Annotated in this window: 12 protein-coding genes and 1 tRNA gene; 5 read left to right on the forward strand and 8 right to left on the reverse strand. The window is 74.5% G+C overall.

The window, feature by feature from the left end; all coding sequences use genetic code 11:
* Positions 1–13: 13 nt before the first annotated feature.
* The gene (gene dhaM, locus ACFWPT_RS10425) at positions 14–406 is read left to right on the forward strand and encodes a dihydroxyacetone kinase phosphoryl donor subunit DhaM (RefSeq protein WP_380480975.1); all 393 of its coding nucleotides are present in this window, start codon (positions 14–16) and stop codon (positions 404–406) included.
* 34 nt (positions 407–440) lie between these two features.
* Here the strand turns inward: dhaM and ACFWPT_RS10430 are convergent, their stop codons facing one another.
* A complete protein-coding gene (locus ACFWPT_RS10430; protein WP_380480978.1) occupies positions 441–2,156 on the reverse strand; it encodes a bifunctional 3'-5' exonuclease/DNA polymerase in 1,716 nt (571 codons plus the stop codon).
* A 155-nt stretch (positions 2,157–2,311) separates the two neighbouring features.
* Here ACFWPT_RS10430 and ACFWPT_RS10435 point away from each other — a divergent pair, with 155 nt between their 5' ends.
* On the forward strand, positions 2,312–4,336 hold the full coding sequence (locus ACFWPT_RS10435; protein WP_380480980.1) for a M3 family metallopeptidase: 2,025 nt from the start codon (positions 2,312–2,314) through the stop codon (positions 4,334–4,336).
* A gap of 21 nt (positions 4,337–4,357) precedes the next feature.
* Here the strand turns inward: ACFWPT_RS10435 and ACFWPT_RS10440 are convergent, their stop codons facing one another.
* Complete coding sequence (locus ACFWPT_RS10440; protein ID WP_380480982.1) at positions 4,358–5,818, reverse strand: cellulase family glycosylhydrolase; 1,461 nt, start codon at positions 5,816–5,818, stop codon at positions 4,358–4,360.
* An 85-nt stretch (positions 5,819–5,903) separates the two neighbouring features.
* A complete protein-coding gene (locus tag ACFWPT_RS10445; protein ID WP_380377822.1) occupies positions 5,904–6,542 on the reverse strand; it encodes a TetR family transcriptional regulator in 639 nt (212 codons plus the stop codon).
* 127 nt (positions 6,543–6,669) lie between these two features.
* Between ACFWPT_RS10445 and ACFWPT_RS10450 the strand changes: the two genes are divergently transcribed.
* Positions 6,670–7,896, forward strand: a complete 1,227-nt coding sequence (locus tag ACFWPT_RS10450; protein ID WP_063349402.1) for an acyl-CoA dehydrogenase family protein — start codon at positions 6,670–6,672, stop codon at positions 7,894–7,896.
* A gap of 38 nt (positions 7,897–7,934) precedes the next feature.
* On the opposite strand, the gene ACFWPT_RS10455 is transcribed toward ACFWPT_RS10450, so the two are convergent.
* From ACFWPT_RS10455 to ACFWPT_RS10465, 3 genes are all read right to left on the reverse strand, one after another.
* Positions 7,935–8,537: a hypothetical protein gene (locus ACFWPT_RS10455; protein WP_363376314.1), complete on the reverse strand. Its 603-nt coding sequence runs from the start codon at positions 8,535–8,537 to the stop codon at positions 7,935–7,937.
* A gap of 182 nt (positions 8,538–8,719) precedes the next feature.
* Positions 8,720–9,529, reverse strand: coding sequence for an enoyl-CoA hydratase/isomerase family protein (locus tag ACFWPT_RS10460; RefSeq protein ID WP_079135891.1), 810 nt, complete (start codon positions 9,527–9,529; stop codon positions 8,720–8,722).
* A gap of 35 nt (positions 9,530–9,564) precedes the next feature.
* Positions 9,565–10,254 carry a TetR/AcrR family transcriptional regulator gene (locus ACFWPT_RS10465; RefSeq protein WP_380377825.1) on the reverse strand — a complete coding sequence of 230 codons (690 nt, stop codon included), beginning with the start codon at positions 10,252–10,254 and terminating at the stop codon, positions 9,565–9,567.
* A gap of 175 nt (positions 10,255–10,429) precedes the next feature.
* Here ACFWPT_RS10465 and ACFWPT_RS10470 point away from each other — a divergent pair, with 175 nt between their 5' ends.
* The gene (locus tag ACFWPT_RS10470; protein WP_380480986.1) at positions 10,430–11,896 is read left to right on the forward strand and encodes an MFS transporter; all 1,467 of its coding nucleotides are present in this window, start codon (positions 10,430–10,432) and stop codon (positions 11,894–11,896) included.
* 84 nt (positions 11,897–11,980) lie between these two features.
* Here ACFWPT_RS10470 and ACFWPT_RS10475 read toward each other — a convergent pair whose 3' ends face one another.
* Positions 11,981–12,529 (reverse strand): GNAT family N-acetyltransferase, encoded by a 549-nt coding sequence (locus ACFWPT_RS10475; RefSeq protein WP_380480989.1) that lies wholly within the window; start codon positions 12,527–12,529, stop codon positions 11,981–11,983.
* 91 nt (positions 12,530–12,620) lie between these two features.
* Here ACFWPT_RS10475 and ACFWPT_RS10480 point away from each other — a divergent pair, with 91 nt between their 5' ends.
* Positions 12,621–13,238, forward strand: a complete 618-nt coding sequence (locus ACFWPT_RS10480; protein WP_363376299.1) for a TetR/AcrR family transcriptional regulator — start codon at positions 12,621–12,623, stop codon at positions 13,236–13,238.
* Positions 13,239–13,579: 341 nt separating this feature from the next.
* On the opposite strand, the gene ACFWPT_RS10485 is transcribed toward ACFWPT_RS10480, so the two are convergent.
* Positions 13,580–13,655: transfer RNA gene (locus tag ACFWPT_RS10485), tRNA-Arg, on the reverse strand.
* Positions 13,656–13,927 lie beyond the last annotated feature (272 nt).

The following is a 13,927-nucleotide window of genomic DNA, read 5'->3' on the forward strand; positions in this document are numbered from 1 at the left end:
TAGGGTCGGGCGCATGAGCGAACACGTGGGTATCGTCCTGGTCTCGCACAGCGCCCGACTGGCCGCCGGGCTGCGCGAGCTGCTCGCCGAACTCGCCCCGGGCGGCGTGCGGGTGGTGTGCGCGGGGGGTACGGAGGACGGCGGGCTCGGCACCAGCTACGACCTGATCGCGCGGGCCGTCGCGGAGGCGGACGGCGGGGCGGGCGTGGTCGTGCTGCCGGATCTCGGCAGCTCGGTGCTCACCGCCGTCACGGTGCTGGAGGACGAGCCGCGCCCGGGCGTGCGGCTGGTGGACGCGCCGTTCGTGGAGGGCGCGGTGGCGGCCGCCGTCACCGCCTCGACCGGGGCGGCGCTGGCGGAGGTGGTCGCGGCGGCCGAGGAGGCCCGCTCGTTCCGGAAGCTGTGAAGCCGCGGGGCCGGAGACCGGGAAGAGGGGGCGGCTACTTGGCGTCGGCGTAGCAGTCCACCACCGCCGTGGTGAGCGGGAAGCGGACCGGGGTGTCGCCGAACACCAGGCGGCGGGCCTCGTCGGCCGCCTCGGCGACCGCGGCGGCCACCTCGTCGGCGAGGTTGGCCGGGGTGTGCACGATCACCTCGTCGTGCTGGAAGAACACCAGGTGCGGGCGTTCCGCCGGGCCGGCCGCCGGCAGCTCGCCCAGCCGGCGGCGCAGGGCGGCGAGCAGGGCGAGTGCCCAGTCGGCGGCGCTGGCCTGGATGACGAAGTTGCGGGTGAAGCGGCCGCGGGCGCGGGCCTGCCGGCCGCCGGCCTCGCCGGCCGTGTCGGGGGCCTCGGTGAGGTCGAGGAACTCGGCGGAGGCGGGCGGGCAGACCCGGCCCAGTCGGGAGGCGACCACCCCGCCGTCCTCGCCGGTGCGGGCGGCGGCCTCGACGTAGCCCATCGCGGCGGGGTAGCGGTGGCGCAGGGTGTTCAGCAGCGGGCCGATGTCGCCGCTGGTCTGCCCGTACATGGCGCCGAGCAGGCCGAGCTTGGCCTTGTCGCGGTCGCCCTGGAAGGCGTTGGCGGCCAGCGCCTCGTACAGGTCGCCGCCGGCGGCGGTGCGGGCCAGCCCGGCGTCCTGGGAGAGGGCGGCGAGCACCCGGGGCTCCAACTGGGCGGCGTCGGCGACGACCAGCAGCCAGCCCGGGTCGGCGACGACGGCGCGGCGCAGGATGCGCGGGATCTGCAGCGCGCCGCCGCCGCGGCTGGCCCAGCGTCCGGAGACCACGCCGCCGACCACGTACTCGGGCCGGAACCGGCCGCCGCGGGCCCAGGCGTCCTGCCAGGCCCAGCCGTGCGCGGCGTGGATCCGGGACAGCTCCTTGTAGCGGATCAGCAGCGCGGCGGCCGGGTGGGCGACGCCCTTGAGCTCCCAGGAGCGGGTGGAGCCGAGCTGGATGCCGTTCTCGGCGAAGGCGCGCAGCACCTGGGTGTGCGAGTCGGGGTTGAACGGGCGCCCGCCGAGGGCCTGTTGGAGTTCGACGGAGAGGTCGGCGAGCAGTCTCGGCTGGGCGCCGGGGACGGTCGGGCGGGGGCCGAGGAGTTCGGTGAGCAGTTGGTCGTGGACGTCGGCGCGCCAGGGCAGCCCGTCGTGCGCGATCTCGGCGGCGACGAGTGCGCCGGCGGACTCGGCGGCGACCAGCAGCCGGAACCGGTGCCGGGCGGCCGGGTCGGCGATCGCGGCGAGTCGGCGCTGCTGCTCGGCGTGGACGGCGACGACGGCGGTCAGCGGGTCGGCGCCGGGTGGCAGTTGCAGCCGGTCGGGCGCGAACAGGGTGTCCTGCCCGTCGTCGGCCTCGGCGGAGCCGGGCTCGGGCAGGTCGTCCGGGACGGGCAGGCCGCGCAGCCGGGACCAGGCGGCGCCGAGCGAGCGCGGCGCGCCGAACCGGCCCTCGTGCGCCAGCAGCAGGGCCTCGACCAGGCGCAGGTCGTGGCAGCGGGCGAGCCGGTCGGGCAGCCGGGGCAGCAGCGGCGCGTAGGCGCTGTCGGTGGCGGCCCACACCCAACGGGAGTGCTCGGCGGCCTCCCGGGCGGCAACGGCGGCGGCGAGGTCGGGGACCTTCTCGGGCGGGCCGAGCGGGGTGCCGGCGTCGTCGAGCGGCTGGAGCCGGCCGCCGGGGCCGTGCGGGTCGGGGGCGAGGGCCGTCCTGGGTGCCACGGGGGCGTCTCCTCTCCGGCGCGCTGTTCTGGCGTGCGGGTACGGGCACGGGTGTGCGGTCGTTCGGGTGTCCGGGCTCGACGTTAACGGGTGGGTACGACAACGGGGGCGGGGGCGCATAGGCAGGGTGGGTGACACGGCGTATGGTCGGCGAAATGACCGAGAACCCGTTCTTCAAGCCCAGCCCCCTGGTCTACGAACTGCCGCCCTTCGCCGAGATCCGGCCGGAGCACTTCCTGCCCGCGTACGAGCGCGGGATGGCGGAGCAGCTGGCCGAGATCGCGGCGATCACCGCGGATCCGCGGCCGCCGACGCCGGACAACACCCTGGTCGCCCTGGAGCGTTCCGGGGAGCTGCTGCGCCGGGTGGACGCGGTGTTCCGCAACCAGTCGTCCTCGGACACCAGCGAGCCGGTCGACGAGGTGGAGACCGCGGTGAGCCCGCTGCTGGCCGCGCACCACGACGCGATCCACCTGGACCGCGCCCTGTTCGCCCGGATCGAGGAGCTGTACGGGCGCCGCGCCGACCTGGGTCTGGACCCGGAGTCGCTGCGGCTGCTGGAGACCCGGCACACCCGTTTCGTCCGCTCCGGCGCCCGGCTGGGCGAGGCCGAGCAGGCCCGGCTGCGCGAGCTGAACGCCGAACTCGCCGCGCTCGGCACGACGTTCCAGCAGAACGTGAACGCCGCCAGCAAGGCCGCCGCGCTGGTCGTGGACGCGGCCGAGGAGCTGGACGGGCTGTCCGCGGACGAGGTCGCCGCCGCTGCGGAGAACGCCCGGGTGCTCGGGCAGGAGGGCCGGTTCGTGCTGTCCCTGAAGAGCACCTCCGGCCAGCCCGAACTGGCCCGGCTGACCGACCGGTCGGTGCGCGAGCGGCTGCTGGCGGCCTCGCTCGACCGGGGCCTGGCGGTCAACGGCCCGCTGGCGATCCGGATGGCCGGGCTGCGCGCCGAGCGGGCCGCGCTGCTGGGGCACCCGAGCCACGCCGCGTACGTGGTGGAGGACGAGACCGCGGGCACGGTGGAGGCGGTGTCCGGACTGCTGGCCCGGCTGGTGGGTCCGGCGGTGGCCAACGCCGGCCGGGAGGCCGCCGAGCTGGCCAAGCTGGCGGCGGCGGACGGGATCGAGGAGATCGCCGCGCACGACTGGGCGTACTACTCGGAGAAGGTCCGGCAGAGCTCCTACCAGGTGGACGCGGCGGTGCTGCGCCCGTACTTCGAGCTGGAGCGGGTGCTCCGGGACGGCGTGTTCTTCGCCGCGGGGCTGGCGTACGGGCTGACCTTCACCGAGCGGACGGACCTGACGGCCCACCACCCGGACGCGCGGGTCTTCGAGGTGTTCGAGGAGGACGGCGGTTCGCTGGGCCTGTTCATCGGCGACTTCCACGCCCGGGCGTCCAAGCGCGGCGGTGCCTGGATGGACGAGCTGGTGAGCCAGTCGGGGCTGACCGGCCGACGGCCGGTGGTGATCAACAACCTGAACATCGCCCGCCCGGCGCCGGGCGAGCCGGTGCTGCTGGCCTGGGACGAGGTGCGCACGCTCTTCCACGAGTTCGGGCACGCGCTGCACGGGCTGTTCTCGGACGTGCGGTACCCGCTGTTCGCGGGCACCTCGGTGCCCCGGGACTTCGTCGAGTTCCCCTCGCAGGTCAACGAGATGTGGATGGTCCGGCCGGAGGTGCTGGCCAACTACGCGCGCCACCACGTGACCGGGGAGCCGCTGCCGGCCGAGCTGGTCGAGCGGATGGTGGCGGCCGAGGGCTTCGGGGAGGGCTTCCGGACGGTGGAGTACCTCGCGGCGACGCTGCTGGACTGGGCCTGGCACACCGTGCCGCAGGGCCGGGAGATCGCGGACGCCGAGGAGTTCGAGGCACGGGCGCTGGCGGAGGCCGGGATCGCGGTGCCGGCGATCCCGCCGCGCTACCGGACGGCGTACTTCCAGCACGTCTTCGCCAGCGGCTACAGCGCCGGGTACTACGCGTACATCTGGTCGGAGGTGCTGGACGCCGACACCGTGCAGTGGTTCGAGGGCAACGGGCGCGCGGTGCGGGAGAGCGGCGAGCTGTTCCGGCGCGAGCTGCTGGCGCGCGGCTACGGCCGGGACCCGCTGGAGTCCTTCCGCGCGGTGGTCGGCCGGGCGCCGGAGACCGGGCCGCTGCTGGCGCGGCGGGGCCTGGTCTAGCCGTTTCGGCCCCGGTGGCGGTCAGCGCGGTGTGACCGTGACCGTCACCGGGGTGCCCGGGCGGGCGTGCGGGAGGCGGATCCGGACGGTCCCGGCCCGCCCGCCGGCCGGCTGTTCGACGTCGACGCGGGCGGCGGCGGGGGTGACGGTGACGTCGGCGCCGTGCGGGAACGCCACCGGGGGCAGGACGAGTTCGCTGCCGTGCCGGGTGCCGTCGGCGCTCCAGCGGACGGTGGTGGCGCCAGCGCGCACGTCCGTCCCGGCGACGGCCGCCGGGTACGGGCCGAAGGCGGGTTCGTCGCCGGGGGCGGGGCGCCCGGCCGGGTCGAGCGCGCAGTAGCCGCCGGTGCCGCGGCACCAGTACCACATGGTCCAGCCCTCGGCGAAGCCGTCCATCGCGGCGACCTGCCGGCGGACCAGCAGGGTGTTGCCCGGCCTGCGGGAGTCGGGCGGGCCCCATTCGCCGACCAGGACGGGCAGGCGGTGGGCGGCGGGGTAGGCGGTGATCGCGGCGGTGTAGCGCTCGACGAAGCCGTCGGCCGGGTCCCAGTCGGCGCCGTTCTCGACCGCGGTGTCGTAGAAGTGCGGCGCGTAGCCGAGCCGGGGCGGGCCGGGGCGCGGGTCGTCGAAGCCGGGCAGCCGGGTGGGTACGCCCTGGCCGACCAGGACGGTGGGTTCGACGAACAGCCAGGCGCGGGAGTCGACCCGGCGCACGGCGGCGATCAGGCGGCGGTACATGTCGGCGAGCCGGCCCTGTTCGAGGGCGGCGGAGGCGGCGGCGAGGACGGCCGGGTCGGTCGGGTCGCCGTCCACCGGGCCGAACGGCTCGTTGAACAGGTCGTAGCCCAGCAGCGAGCGGTGGCCGCGCAGTTCGAGGGCGAGCCGGGTGTAGAAGTCGGCCTGCCAGGCGCGCAGGTCGGGGTCGTCGTAGAGGTGGCGGAAGGCGGCCTGGACGGCGGGCTGGAAGTAGTCGGCGAACCAGTCGTTCGGGTCGGGGGTGAACGGCAGGCCGTCGTCCCGGGTGGCCCAGGGCGGGATGCCTCGGTCGCCGCCGCCGAACGCCGGCCCGTAGACGTCCTGGTGCAGGTCGATCAGGGCGAGCAGGCCGTACCGGTCGGCCCAGCCGAGGAGTTGGCGCAGCCGGTGCAGTTCGGTCGGGTCGAGGCGGCCGCGGACGGGCTCCAGCCTGTTCCAGGAGACCGCCACCCGGATCAGGGTGAAGCCCTGCGCGGCCAGGGACTTGAGGTCGGCCTCGGTGGTCTCGGCGTACTTGTCGAGGTTGAAGCCGCGCAGGTGGAGGCGGCGGCCCTGGGCGTCGGTGAAGGCGGTGCGGCCGTCGGGGCCGGTGGCCGTCGCGGCGGGGAACCGCGCGGGCGGGCCGCCGTGGGCGCCGTCGTGCGCGGCGGCGGGGGTGGCGGGGGCCGCGGTGAGGGCCGTGGTGGCGGCGAGCAGCAGGGCGGCGGCGGTGCGGCGCAGGCGCATCGGGACCTCGTACGGCGCGGGGGTGGGGGCCCGATGATGCCTGCGGTGCCGGGTGTCGCACAAGGGCCTTGCGCGGAAGGGGAGTTCAGTCGGCGTCCGGGGCCGAGGTCGGGGCCGGGGCCGGGGCCGGGGTGGCGGGGGTGGGCAGGTCCGCGGCGGCGGCCAGGCGGCCCCAGAGCAGGTCGGCGAGCGCCTGCACCATGCGGGTGCGTGAGCAGGGTCTGGTCTCCAGCCACCAGTCGCCGGCCGCCAGCACCATGCCGGTGATGCCCCGGCCCCAGGCCTCGGCGAGCAGCTCGCGGTCGGCGCCGAGGTCGACCTGGCTCTGCACGGCCCGGGTGATCTCCGCGGCGATCTGCCGCAGTGCGGGGGCGAGTGCGGTGCCGGGGCCGCTCGGGTCGCCCGGTTCGGGGTGGGTGAGCAGTCGGTAGACCTGCGGGCGGGCCTCGATCCCGGCCAGGTAGGTGTCCAGGACGTGTTCGACCCGGTCGCGGCGCTCCAGCGGTTCGGCGAGGGCGGCCCGGACGGCGGCCAGCAGGCCGCTGGTGTGGCGCTCGGTGAGGGCTGTGATCAGGCCGTTCCGGTCGCCGAAGTGGCGGTAGAGGATCGGTTTGGTGATGCCGGCCTCGGCGGCGATGGCGTTCATGCTGGCGGTCGGGCCGTTCCGCTGGATGACCCGGTCGGCGGCGTTGAGCAGCTGCTCGCGGCGGGGCTCTCGGGACATGTGCTGCTCCTTGGATTCGGGGTCTGACTGGGCGTTGACACCGGTTACCAATCAGTAGCAGACTCCGACGATGTTACCCGAGGTAACCCCCCTGGTCGGCCGTACCCCTTCTTCGGAGGCAAGCACCATGAGCAGCACGTTCTCGCTGGACCCGGGTGCGGACCAGCTCGCCGTACGCGACTGGCTGCACGGCTTCGCCGCCGACGTCGTCCGCCCCGCCGCGGCCGAGTGGGACGAGCGCGAGGAGACCCCCTGGCCGATCATCCAGGAGGCCGCCAAGCTGGGCATCTACTCGCTGGACTTCTACGCCCAGCAGTACTTCGACCCCTCCGGCGTCGGCATCCCGATCGCCATGGAGGAGCTGTTCTGGGGCGACGCGGGCATCGGGCTGTCCATCGTCGGCACCACGCTGGCCGCCGTCGCGGTGCTCGCCAACGGCACCGACGAGCAGATCGGCACCTGGACCCCGCAGATGTTCGGCACCCCGGACGACCTCAAGGTGGCCGCGTTCTGCTCCTCCGAGCCCGACGCCGGCTCCGACGTCTCCGCGCTGCGCACCCGAGCGGTGTACGACGGGGCCAAGGACGAGTGGGTGCTCAACGGCACCAAGACCTGGGCCACCAACGGCGGGATCGCCGCCGTCCACGTCGTCGTCGCCACCGTCGACCCGGAGCTCGGGGCGAAAGGCCAGGCCTCCTTCGTCGTCCCGCCGGGCACCCCCGGGCTGAGCCAGGGCCAGAAGTTCAAGAAGCACGGCATCCGCGCCTCGCACACCGCCGAGGTGGTGCTGGACGGCGTCCGGGTGCCCGGCAGCTGCCTGCTCGGCGGCAAGGAGAAGCTGGACGAGCGGCTGGCCCGGGCCCGCGAGGGGGTCAAGCGCCCGGGGGGCAGGGGCAACGCGGCGATGGCCACCTTCGAGGCCTCCCGGCCGGCCGTCGGCGCGCAGGCGATCGGCATCGCCCGGGCCGCGTACGAGGTGGCGCTGGACTACGCGAGGACCCGCGAGCAGTTCGGCCGCCCGATCATCGACAACCAGGGCGTGGCCTTCCAGCTCGCCGACATGAAGACCCGGATCGACGCCTCCCGCCTGTTGGTGTGGCGGGCCTCCTGGATGGCGGCCAACAACCAGCCGTTCACCGCGGCCGAGGGCTCGATGTCCAAGCTGTACGCGGGCGAGACGGCCAAGTGGGTCACCGCGCAGGCGATGCAGATCCTCGGCGGCAACGGCTTCACCCGGGAGTACCCGGTGGAGCGGATGCACCGGGACAGCGCGATCTACTCGATCTTCGAGGGGACCAGCGAGATCCAGCGGCTGGTGATCGCGCGGGCGATCTCGGGGATGCCGATCCGCTGAGCCCGGCTACCGGGCTGTTGGGTCGTCGGCCCGCCGGGCTACCGGGCCGCCCAGAAGGCGAGTCCGGCGGTGAGCGCGCCCACCGCCGCGCCGACGACGGTCTGCGCGGTGGTGTGGTCCCGCAGCACCACCCGGGACCAGCCGATCGCCGCGACCAGCGGGGCGAGCAGCAGCCACAGCGGGCCGAGCGCGATCCCGAGGCAGACCACCGCGCCGGCGGCCACGGCGGTGTGCACGGAGACCTTCCACCAGACGGTGATCACCAGGATCGGGACCAGCGAGGCGAACATCGCCAGCACCATCGCGGTCAGGTCGGCCGGGGCGTCGAGCCAGAGCATCACGGCGAAGCTGGTCGCGACCGAGCCCATGATGAACGGGATGACGGTCAGCCGGCGCTGCCGGTGGCCGACGTGGCGGTCCTCCAGGGTGCCCTTGCGGATGCCGCGCTGGATGAACATGGTCGGGATGACGGCCGCGAACAGGGCCGCGAAGGCCGCCCAGCCGAGGCCCGTCCAGCCGTAGCGGATGACGCCCATCAGCGGGAGCATCGCGATGATGACGTTCTTCGGCTCGACGCCGTCGGTGACCCGGCGGGCCCAGATCGTCCGGCTGGTGGGGGCGGTCGTGGCCTCGGTCGTCATCGGGGTGTGTGCTCCGGGTGCGCAAAAGGGGTCGGCGTGAAGGGTCGGCGTGAGGGGTCGGCGTGAAAGGTCGGCAGACGGGGGCGTCGGGACGCGGGCGTCGGGACGGCCCGGCGCCGATCGGATGATCGTACGCGAGCCCGTCCGTGCGGCCGGTGCCCGGACCTGAGGCCCGGCCCCGGTCAGAACCGCGCCGGGCGGCCCTCCAGGAACGCGGCCAGCCCCTCGGGCACGTCCGAGGTCTCCCGGGAGCGGCGCTCCCAGGGCGCCAGCGCCTGCGCCGCCCGCTCCGCCGGGACGGCCAGCGCGGCCTTCACCGCACCGATGGTCTGGGCCGAGCGCCGGGTCAGCAGTCGGGCGAACTCCAGCGCGGCGGCGTCCAGTTCGGCGCCCGGCAGGACGCGCTCCGCCAGGCCCAGCGGCAGCGCGTCGCGGCCCGTCACCAACTCGCCGGAGAACAGCAGGTACTTGGCGCGGGCCGGGCCGACCAGCCGGGCCAGTCGTACGGTCGGCACCGCCGGGTAGACCACGCCGAGCTTGGCCGGGGTGATCCCCAGCCGGGCGTCCTCGGCGACGAACCGCAGGTCGCACGCGACGGCCAGCTGGCAGCCGCCGCCCACGCAGGCGCCCTGCACCACGGCGACGGTCGGGTGCGGGAAGGCCGCCAGTGCCTCCTCGGCGGCGACGTTGACCGCGTGGTAGGCGTCCGCGCGCTCCGGATCGCCGTACACCTCGGCGAGTTCGGCGATGTCCGCGCCCGCGCTGAAGGTGCCGCCGGCGCCGGTGACCAGCAGGGCGCGCACCCCCGGCTGCTCGGCGAGGCGCAGCAGCACCTTCGGCAGCGCCTGCCAGATCTCCAGGGTCACCGCGTTGCGCCGGTGCGGTCGGGCGAACTCCAGGACGGCGACGCCGTCCTCGCCGACGTACGCGTGCAGGCCCTCGGCGTGGGCGGGCAGGGCGGAGCGGTCCCGCGTGAGCAGCGGCTGGTCCATGCGCACCTCCGGGCGGTCGTGGTGCGCCCACTCTCTCAGGAGGTGACGGCGCAGTAGTCACCGAGGCCGCCCTCGACCAGGGCGAAGGCGCGCGCGGCCCGGTCGAGGGCGGCGGGCAGGGCGGCCGCGGCGCGTTCGCCGGTCAGTATCCTGCGCTGGTTCTCGGTGGTCAGGGCCAGTCGGGCGGCCAGCAGTTGGGCGGCGGCGATCTGTGCGGTGAGCTCGTCGTGGGCCGGGTCCTGGGCGAGGAGTTCGGTGGTCAGCAGGCCCTGCGCGTGCCGGCCGAAGCCGGCGGTGGCGCGCATCGCCAGGGCCGGGGTGCGGTGGATCAGTCGGACCACGTCGAGCACGAGCGGTTCGTCGCTCAGCCCGGTGGCCGGGTCGTGCTGCTCCAGCGCGGCGAGGTACTGCTCGCGCAGCGCCGCCACCGCCGAGGTGCCGGGGGCGCGTTCGCGGACCACCCGGGCCGGCTCGTCGAGGTGCTGCTCCATGGGGGCCATGACCAGGTCTTCCTTGGTGGGGAAGTAGTTGAAGACGGTCATCTTGGACACCTCGGCGGCGGCCGCGATCTCGGCCACCGAGACCTGGTCGAAGTCCCGCTCGGCGAACAGCCCGATGGCGGTGCGCCAGATCCGGATGCCGGTCTGGATCTTCTTGCGCTCGCGCAGCGGGAGGGCGTCGAGGTCGCGGTCGTCGTCGGGGCTGAAGCCGGTGTGCGTCGCCATGGCTCGACTGTACCAGGATCAAAGATCGACCAGGATGAAGATTGAGCTGAGCTTAAGAATTGACCAGGTATAAAAAAACTGCCATGGTGAGGACGTGCCGCCGGCCGCACCGGCCCGGCCCGAACTCCACCGACCCTGGGGGGACTTACCGATGGCGCCCGCTGCCCCTGCCTTGATGACACCGGCCCAGCGCAACCTGGGCATGCTGCTCTGCCTGGTCACGATCGTGCTGGCCGTGCTCGACATGAACATCGTGTCCGCGGCCACCGTGCCGATCGTCCGGGAGCTCGACCCCGTCCACGGCGTCGACCGGCTGCCCTGGCTGATCAGCTCGTTCGCCCTCGCCGCGACCGCGCTGCTGCCGCTCTACGGCAAGCTCTGCGACCTGTACGGCGCCAAGCGCGTGCTGCTCGGCGCGGTCGGCACCTTCCTGGTCGGCTCGGCGCTCTGCGGGTTCGCGCAGTCGATGGGCCAGCTGATCGCCTTCCGGGCCCTCCAGGGCATCGGCGGCGGCGGGCTGATGAGCGTCACCATGGTGGTCGTCGCCCACCTCAAGGACCCGGCCGAGCGCGGCAGCGGCAAGGGCGGTGCGATGGGCGGGATCGTCGCGGGCATCGGCATGGCGGTCGGCCCGCTGATCGGGGCGCTGTTCACCGACCACCTCGGCTGGCGCTGGATCTTCTACATCAACCTGCCGCTCGGCCTGCTCGTCCTGGTCGGCACCGCCCTGGTGATCAAGCTGCCGCCGGCGGCAGGCCGCCGCAGCCTGGACTTCCTCGGCGCGGCCCTCGCCGCCGCCTTCGCGACCGGGCTGCTGCTGGTCACCGAGTGGGGCGGCAAGGACTACGCCTGGACCTCCCCGGTGATCCTCGGGCTCGTCGCCGCCACCCTGGCCGCGTTCGGCCTCTTCGTGTGGCGCCAGGCCACCGCCGCCGAGCCGGTGCTGCCGCTGTCGCTGTTCCGGATCGGCGTGGTGCGCCTCGGCTTCGCGATCCAGGGCCTGGTCGGGATGGGCATGACCGGCTCGATCGTCTACGTGATGCTCTACCTGCAGATCGCCCGCGGCGTCGACCCCACCTCGGCCAGTCTCTACCTGATCCCGATGGCGGGCGGGATGACGGCGGTCGGCCTGCTGGCCGGCCGGCTCACCGCCCGCGGCTACGCGGAGCGCACCTTCCTGGTGGCCGGCGCGGGCTGCGCGGCGATCGCCCTGCTCCTGCTCGGCCTCAGCGGCCCGACCACCGGGCTGTGGGCGGTCTGCGGCGAACTCGTCCTGCTGGGCGTCGGGATGGGCCAGCTGATCGGCCAGCTGGTCACGGTGGTGCAGGAGTCCGTCCCCCGGCACCAGCTCGGCGTCGCGACCACCGGGATCCGCTTCTTCCAGACCCTCGGCAGCGCGCTCGGCGCGGCGCTCTTCGGCACCGTGCTGGCCCGGGAGTTCGCGGACGGCGCGCCCGGCCTGCCGCTCGGCGCCGTCCGGACGCTCGGCGGCGCGGCCCGCGAGCACGCGCTGCGCAGCTTCACGGACGCCGTCGACGTGGTGTTCCTGTCGGCCGGCGGTCTGCTGGTGCTGGTCCTGCTGCTCGCGCTGCGGGTGCCCAGGGCGGTGGTGGCGGCGGAGCCGCCGGTGCTGGCGGCCTGAGGGGCCTGAGGGGTCTGGGGCGACGGTCCGGGGTGCGGGGTCCGGTGGGACACGGGGGTGTCCACCGGGCCCCGCCGCGTCCGGTCAGGCCCCGGGCGTCCACTCCGGAGCCAGGATCGACCAGATCTGCTTGTCGTGGCGGACCCCGTTGTGCGGGTACCACTCGCGCAGGGTGCCGTCCAGGCTCATGCCGATCCGCTCGGCGACGGCCCGGCTGCGGGCGTTGCCGGCGGAGCACCACCACTCGGCGCGGTGCAGGCCGCGGGTGGTGAAGGCGTAGTCGATCAGCACCCGGACGGCGGCGGTGATCAGCCCGCCGCCCTCGCCGGCCGGCTCGGTCCAGGCGCCGATCTCGCAGACGCCGCTCTGGGCGTTGAAGCTCACGAACATCACGCCGCCGACCAGCGTGCCGTCCCGCCAGATGCCGTAGATCCGGCCGCTGTCGGCGGCCTGCTGGTCGGCGTAGCGCTGGAGGGTGGTGCGGGCGGAGCCGAGGTCGGTGGAGCGGGTGGCCCAGGGGATCCACGGGTCGGTGTGGGCGCGGGCGCGGTCGATGTGGGCCAGGAACTCGGCCGCCTGCCACGGCTCCAGCGGGCGCAGTTCGGCGTTCTCGGCGAGCGGTACGGCAAACATGGGCTGGCCTTTCACGGGATGCACGGTCCACGGGATGCGCGGTGTGCTGGGAACCATACATAACAAACGTTTGGTATGTACGATGACCCCCATGACACCGGCCCGTGGAGACCATGACGCCCGCCGCCTGGAAGTGTCCGAGGGCGTGTGGCGGGTGCTCTCCAGCCGTGGCTTCGAGGGGCTGACCCTGCGTGCCGTGGCCACCGAACTGGGCGCCTCCACCGGCCTGTTGACGCACTACTTCCCCAACAAGCGGGCCCTGCTGAGCCACGCCCTGGACGAACTCGACCGGCGCTCCGGCTCCCGGCCCCGGCGCACCGCCCCCGCCGACGGAACCCCGCCGCCACCCCCCGGGCTGGCCCGACTGCGGGCCGCGCTGCTCGACGTCCTGCCGCTGGACGGGGCGGCGGTGGCCGGCAACCGGATCTGGGTCGGCTCCTGGGACGTCGCCCTGTCGGACCCCGCGCTCGCGGCCGCGCACGCGGGTCGTTACGCCCGCTCGCGTGAGGCCCTCGCGGTGCACGTCGCGGACGCCCAGCGGCTCGGGGAGCTCCCGGCGGGGGCCGACGCCGCCGCGCTCGCGACCGGCGCGCAGGCCTTCGCGCTCGGCCTGGTGGTGCAGGTGCTGTTCGCCCCGGCGGAGTTCCCGCCCGAGCGGCAGACCGCTCTGCTGGACGCCTACCTGGCCGGGCTCGCCACCGCCGGCTGACTCGCCACCGGCGGCAGACGCGCCACAGGCGGCAGACTCGCCGCCATCGGCCGAGCGGCCGGCCGGGGACCCGACCGAGCGGCTCCCGGCCGGGTCGGTGGGGCGGATTGTCCCCGGAGCGTGATTCGCCCGGGATTTCGGTTGTTCGGGTCTTCCCCCGCATCCGATCCGCAGTGGCGGTCATCCGGAGCGGCCTGTTATCGCGGTGGCCATGACACGCATCGTCACGGGTTAGGTGCGGTGGGTGTACGCAATCAGGCGGTGTGCGGAGGGGATTTCCGGGAGCCCGCGACGGCCGGGCAATGCGGCCGCCGGCCTGGCGGCCTGCGGGAATGCCGAGGTGGTGCCCCCAGCAGGATTCGAACCTGCGACCTACCGCTTAGAAGGCGGGTGCTCTATCCGCTGAGCTATGGGGGCGGGACGGGCTGCGCCCGGGCGGGCGTGACCGTGGCCGGGTCGGGCGACGAGCGCCGGGGGCGCGCGTGTCCGGCCCCGTGCCGTGAGGGTGGGGGTGGGGGTCGGTGGGCCCTCGACCTGTCGGGGACAGGATAAGGGTGCCCAGTTCCTCGGCCGAGTGTGACGACACCGCCGTTGGTGTGTCGGTTCGGTGGAGCGGTCCGATAATCGCAGGTGAACGCCGTGAGTGCAGCGGTCTGGGAGTGTTCCGAGCCGGACGTTGTGCAGTCGTT

The sequence above is a fragment of the Kitasatospora sp. NPDC058478 genome, from assembly GCF_042720345.1.
GTDB lineage: Bacteria > Actinomycetota > Actinomycetes > Streptomycetales > Streptomycetaceae > Kitasatospora.

Excerpts from the sequence above, each read along its gene's own strand:
- ACFWPT_RS10465 (WP_380377825.1), bottom strand. The coding sequence starts at position 10,254 with ATGGCGACGCACACCGGCTTCAGCCCCGACGACGACCGCGACCTCGAC.
- ACFWPT_RS10480 (WP_363376299.1), top strand. The coding sequence starts at position 12,621 with ATGACACCGGCCCGTGGAGACCATGACGCCCGCCGCCTGGAAGTGTCC.
- ACFWPT_RS10460 (WP_079135891.1), bottom strand. The coding sequence starts at position 9,529 with ATGGACCAGCCGCTGCTCACGCGGGACCGCTCCGCCCTGCCCGCCCAC.
- ACFWPT_RS10470 (WP_380480986.1), top strand. The coding sequence starts at position 10,430 with ATGACACCGGCCCAGCGCAACCTGGGCATGCTGCTCTGCCTGGTCACG.
- dhaM (WP_380480975.1), top strand. The coding sequence starts at position 14 with ATGAGCGAACACGTGGGTATCGTCCTGGTCTCGCACAGCGCCCGACTG.
- ACFWPT_RS10435 (WP_380480980.1), top strand. The coding sequence starts at position 2,312 with ATGACCGAGAACCCGTTCTTCAAGCCCAGCCCCCTGGTCTACGAACTG.
- ACFWPT_RS10475 (WP_380480989.1), bottom strand. The coding sequence starts at position 12,529 with ATGTTTGCCGTACCGCTCGCCGAGAACGCCGAACTGCGCCCGCTGGAG.
- ACFWPT_RS10445 (WP_380377822.1), bottom strand. The coding sequence starts at position 6,542 with ATGTCCCGAGAGCCCCGCCGCGAGCAGCTGCTCAACGCCGCCGACCGG.
- ACFWPT_RS10450 (WP_063349402.1), top strand. The coding sequence starts at position 6,670 with ATGAGCAGCACGTTCTCGCTGGACCCGGGTGCGGACCAGCTCGCCGTA.
- ACFWPT_RS10455 (WP_363376314.1), bottom strand. The coding sequence starts at position 8,537 with ATGACGACCGAGGCCACGACCGCCCCCACCAGCCGGACGATCTGGGCC.
- ACFWPT_RS10440 (WP_380480982.1), bottom strand. The coding sequence starts at position 5,818 with ATGCGCCTGCGCCGCACCGCCGCCGCCCTGCTGCTCGCCGCCACCACG.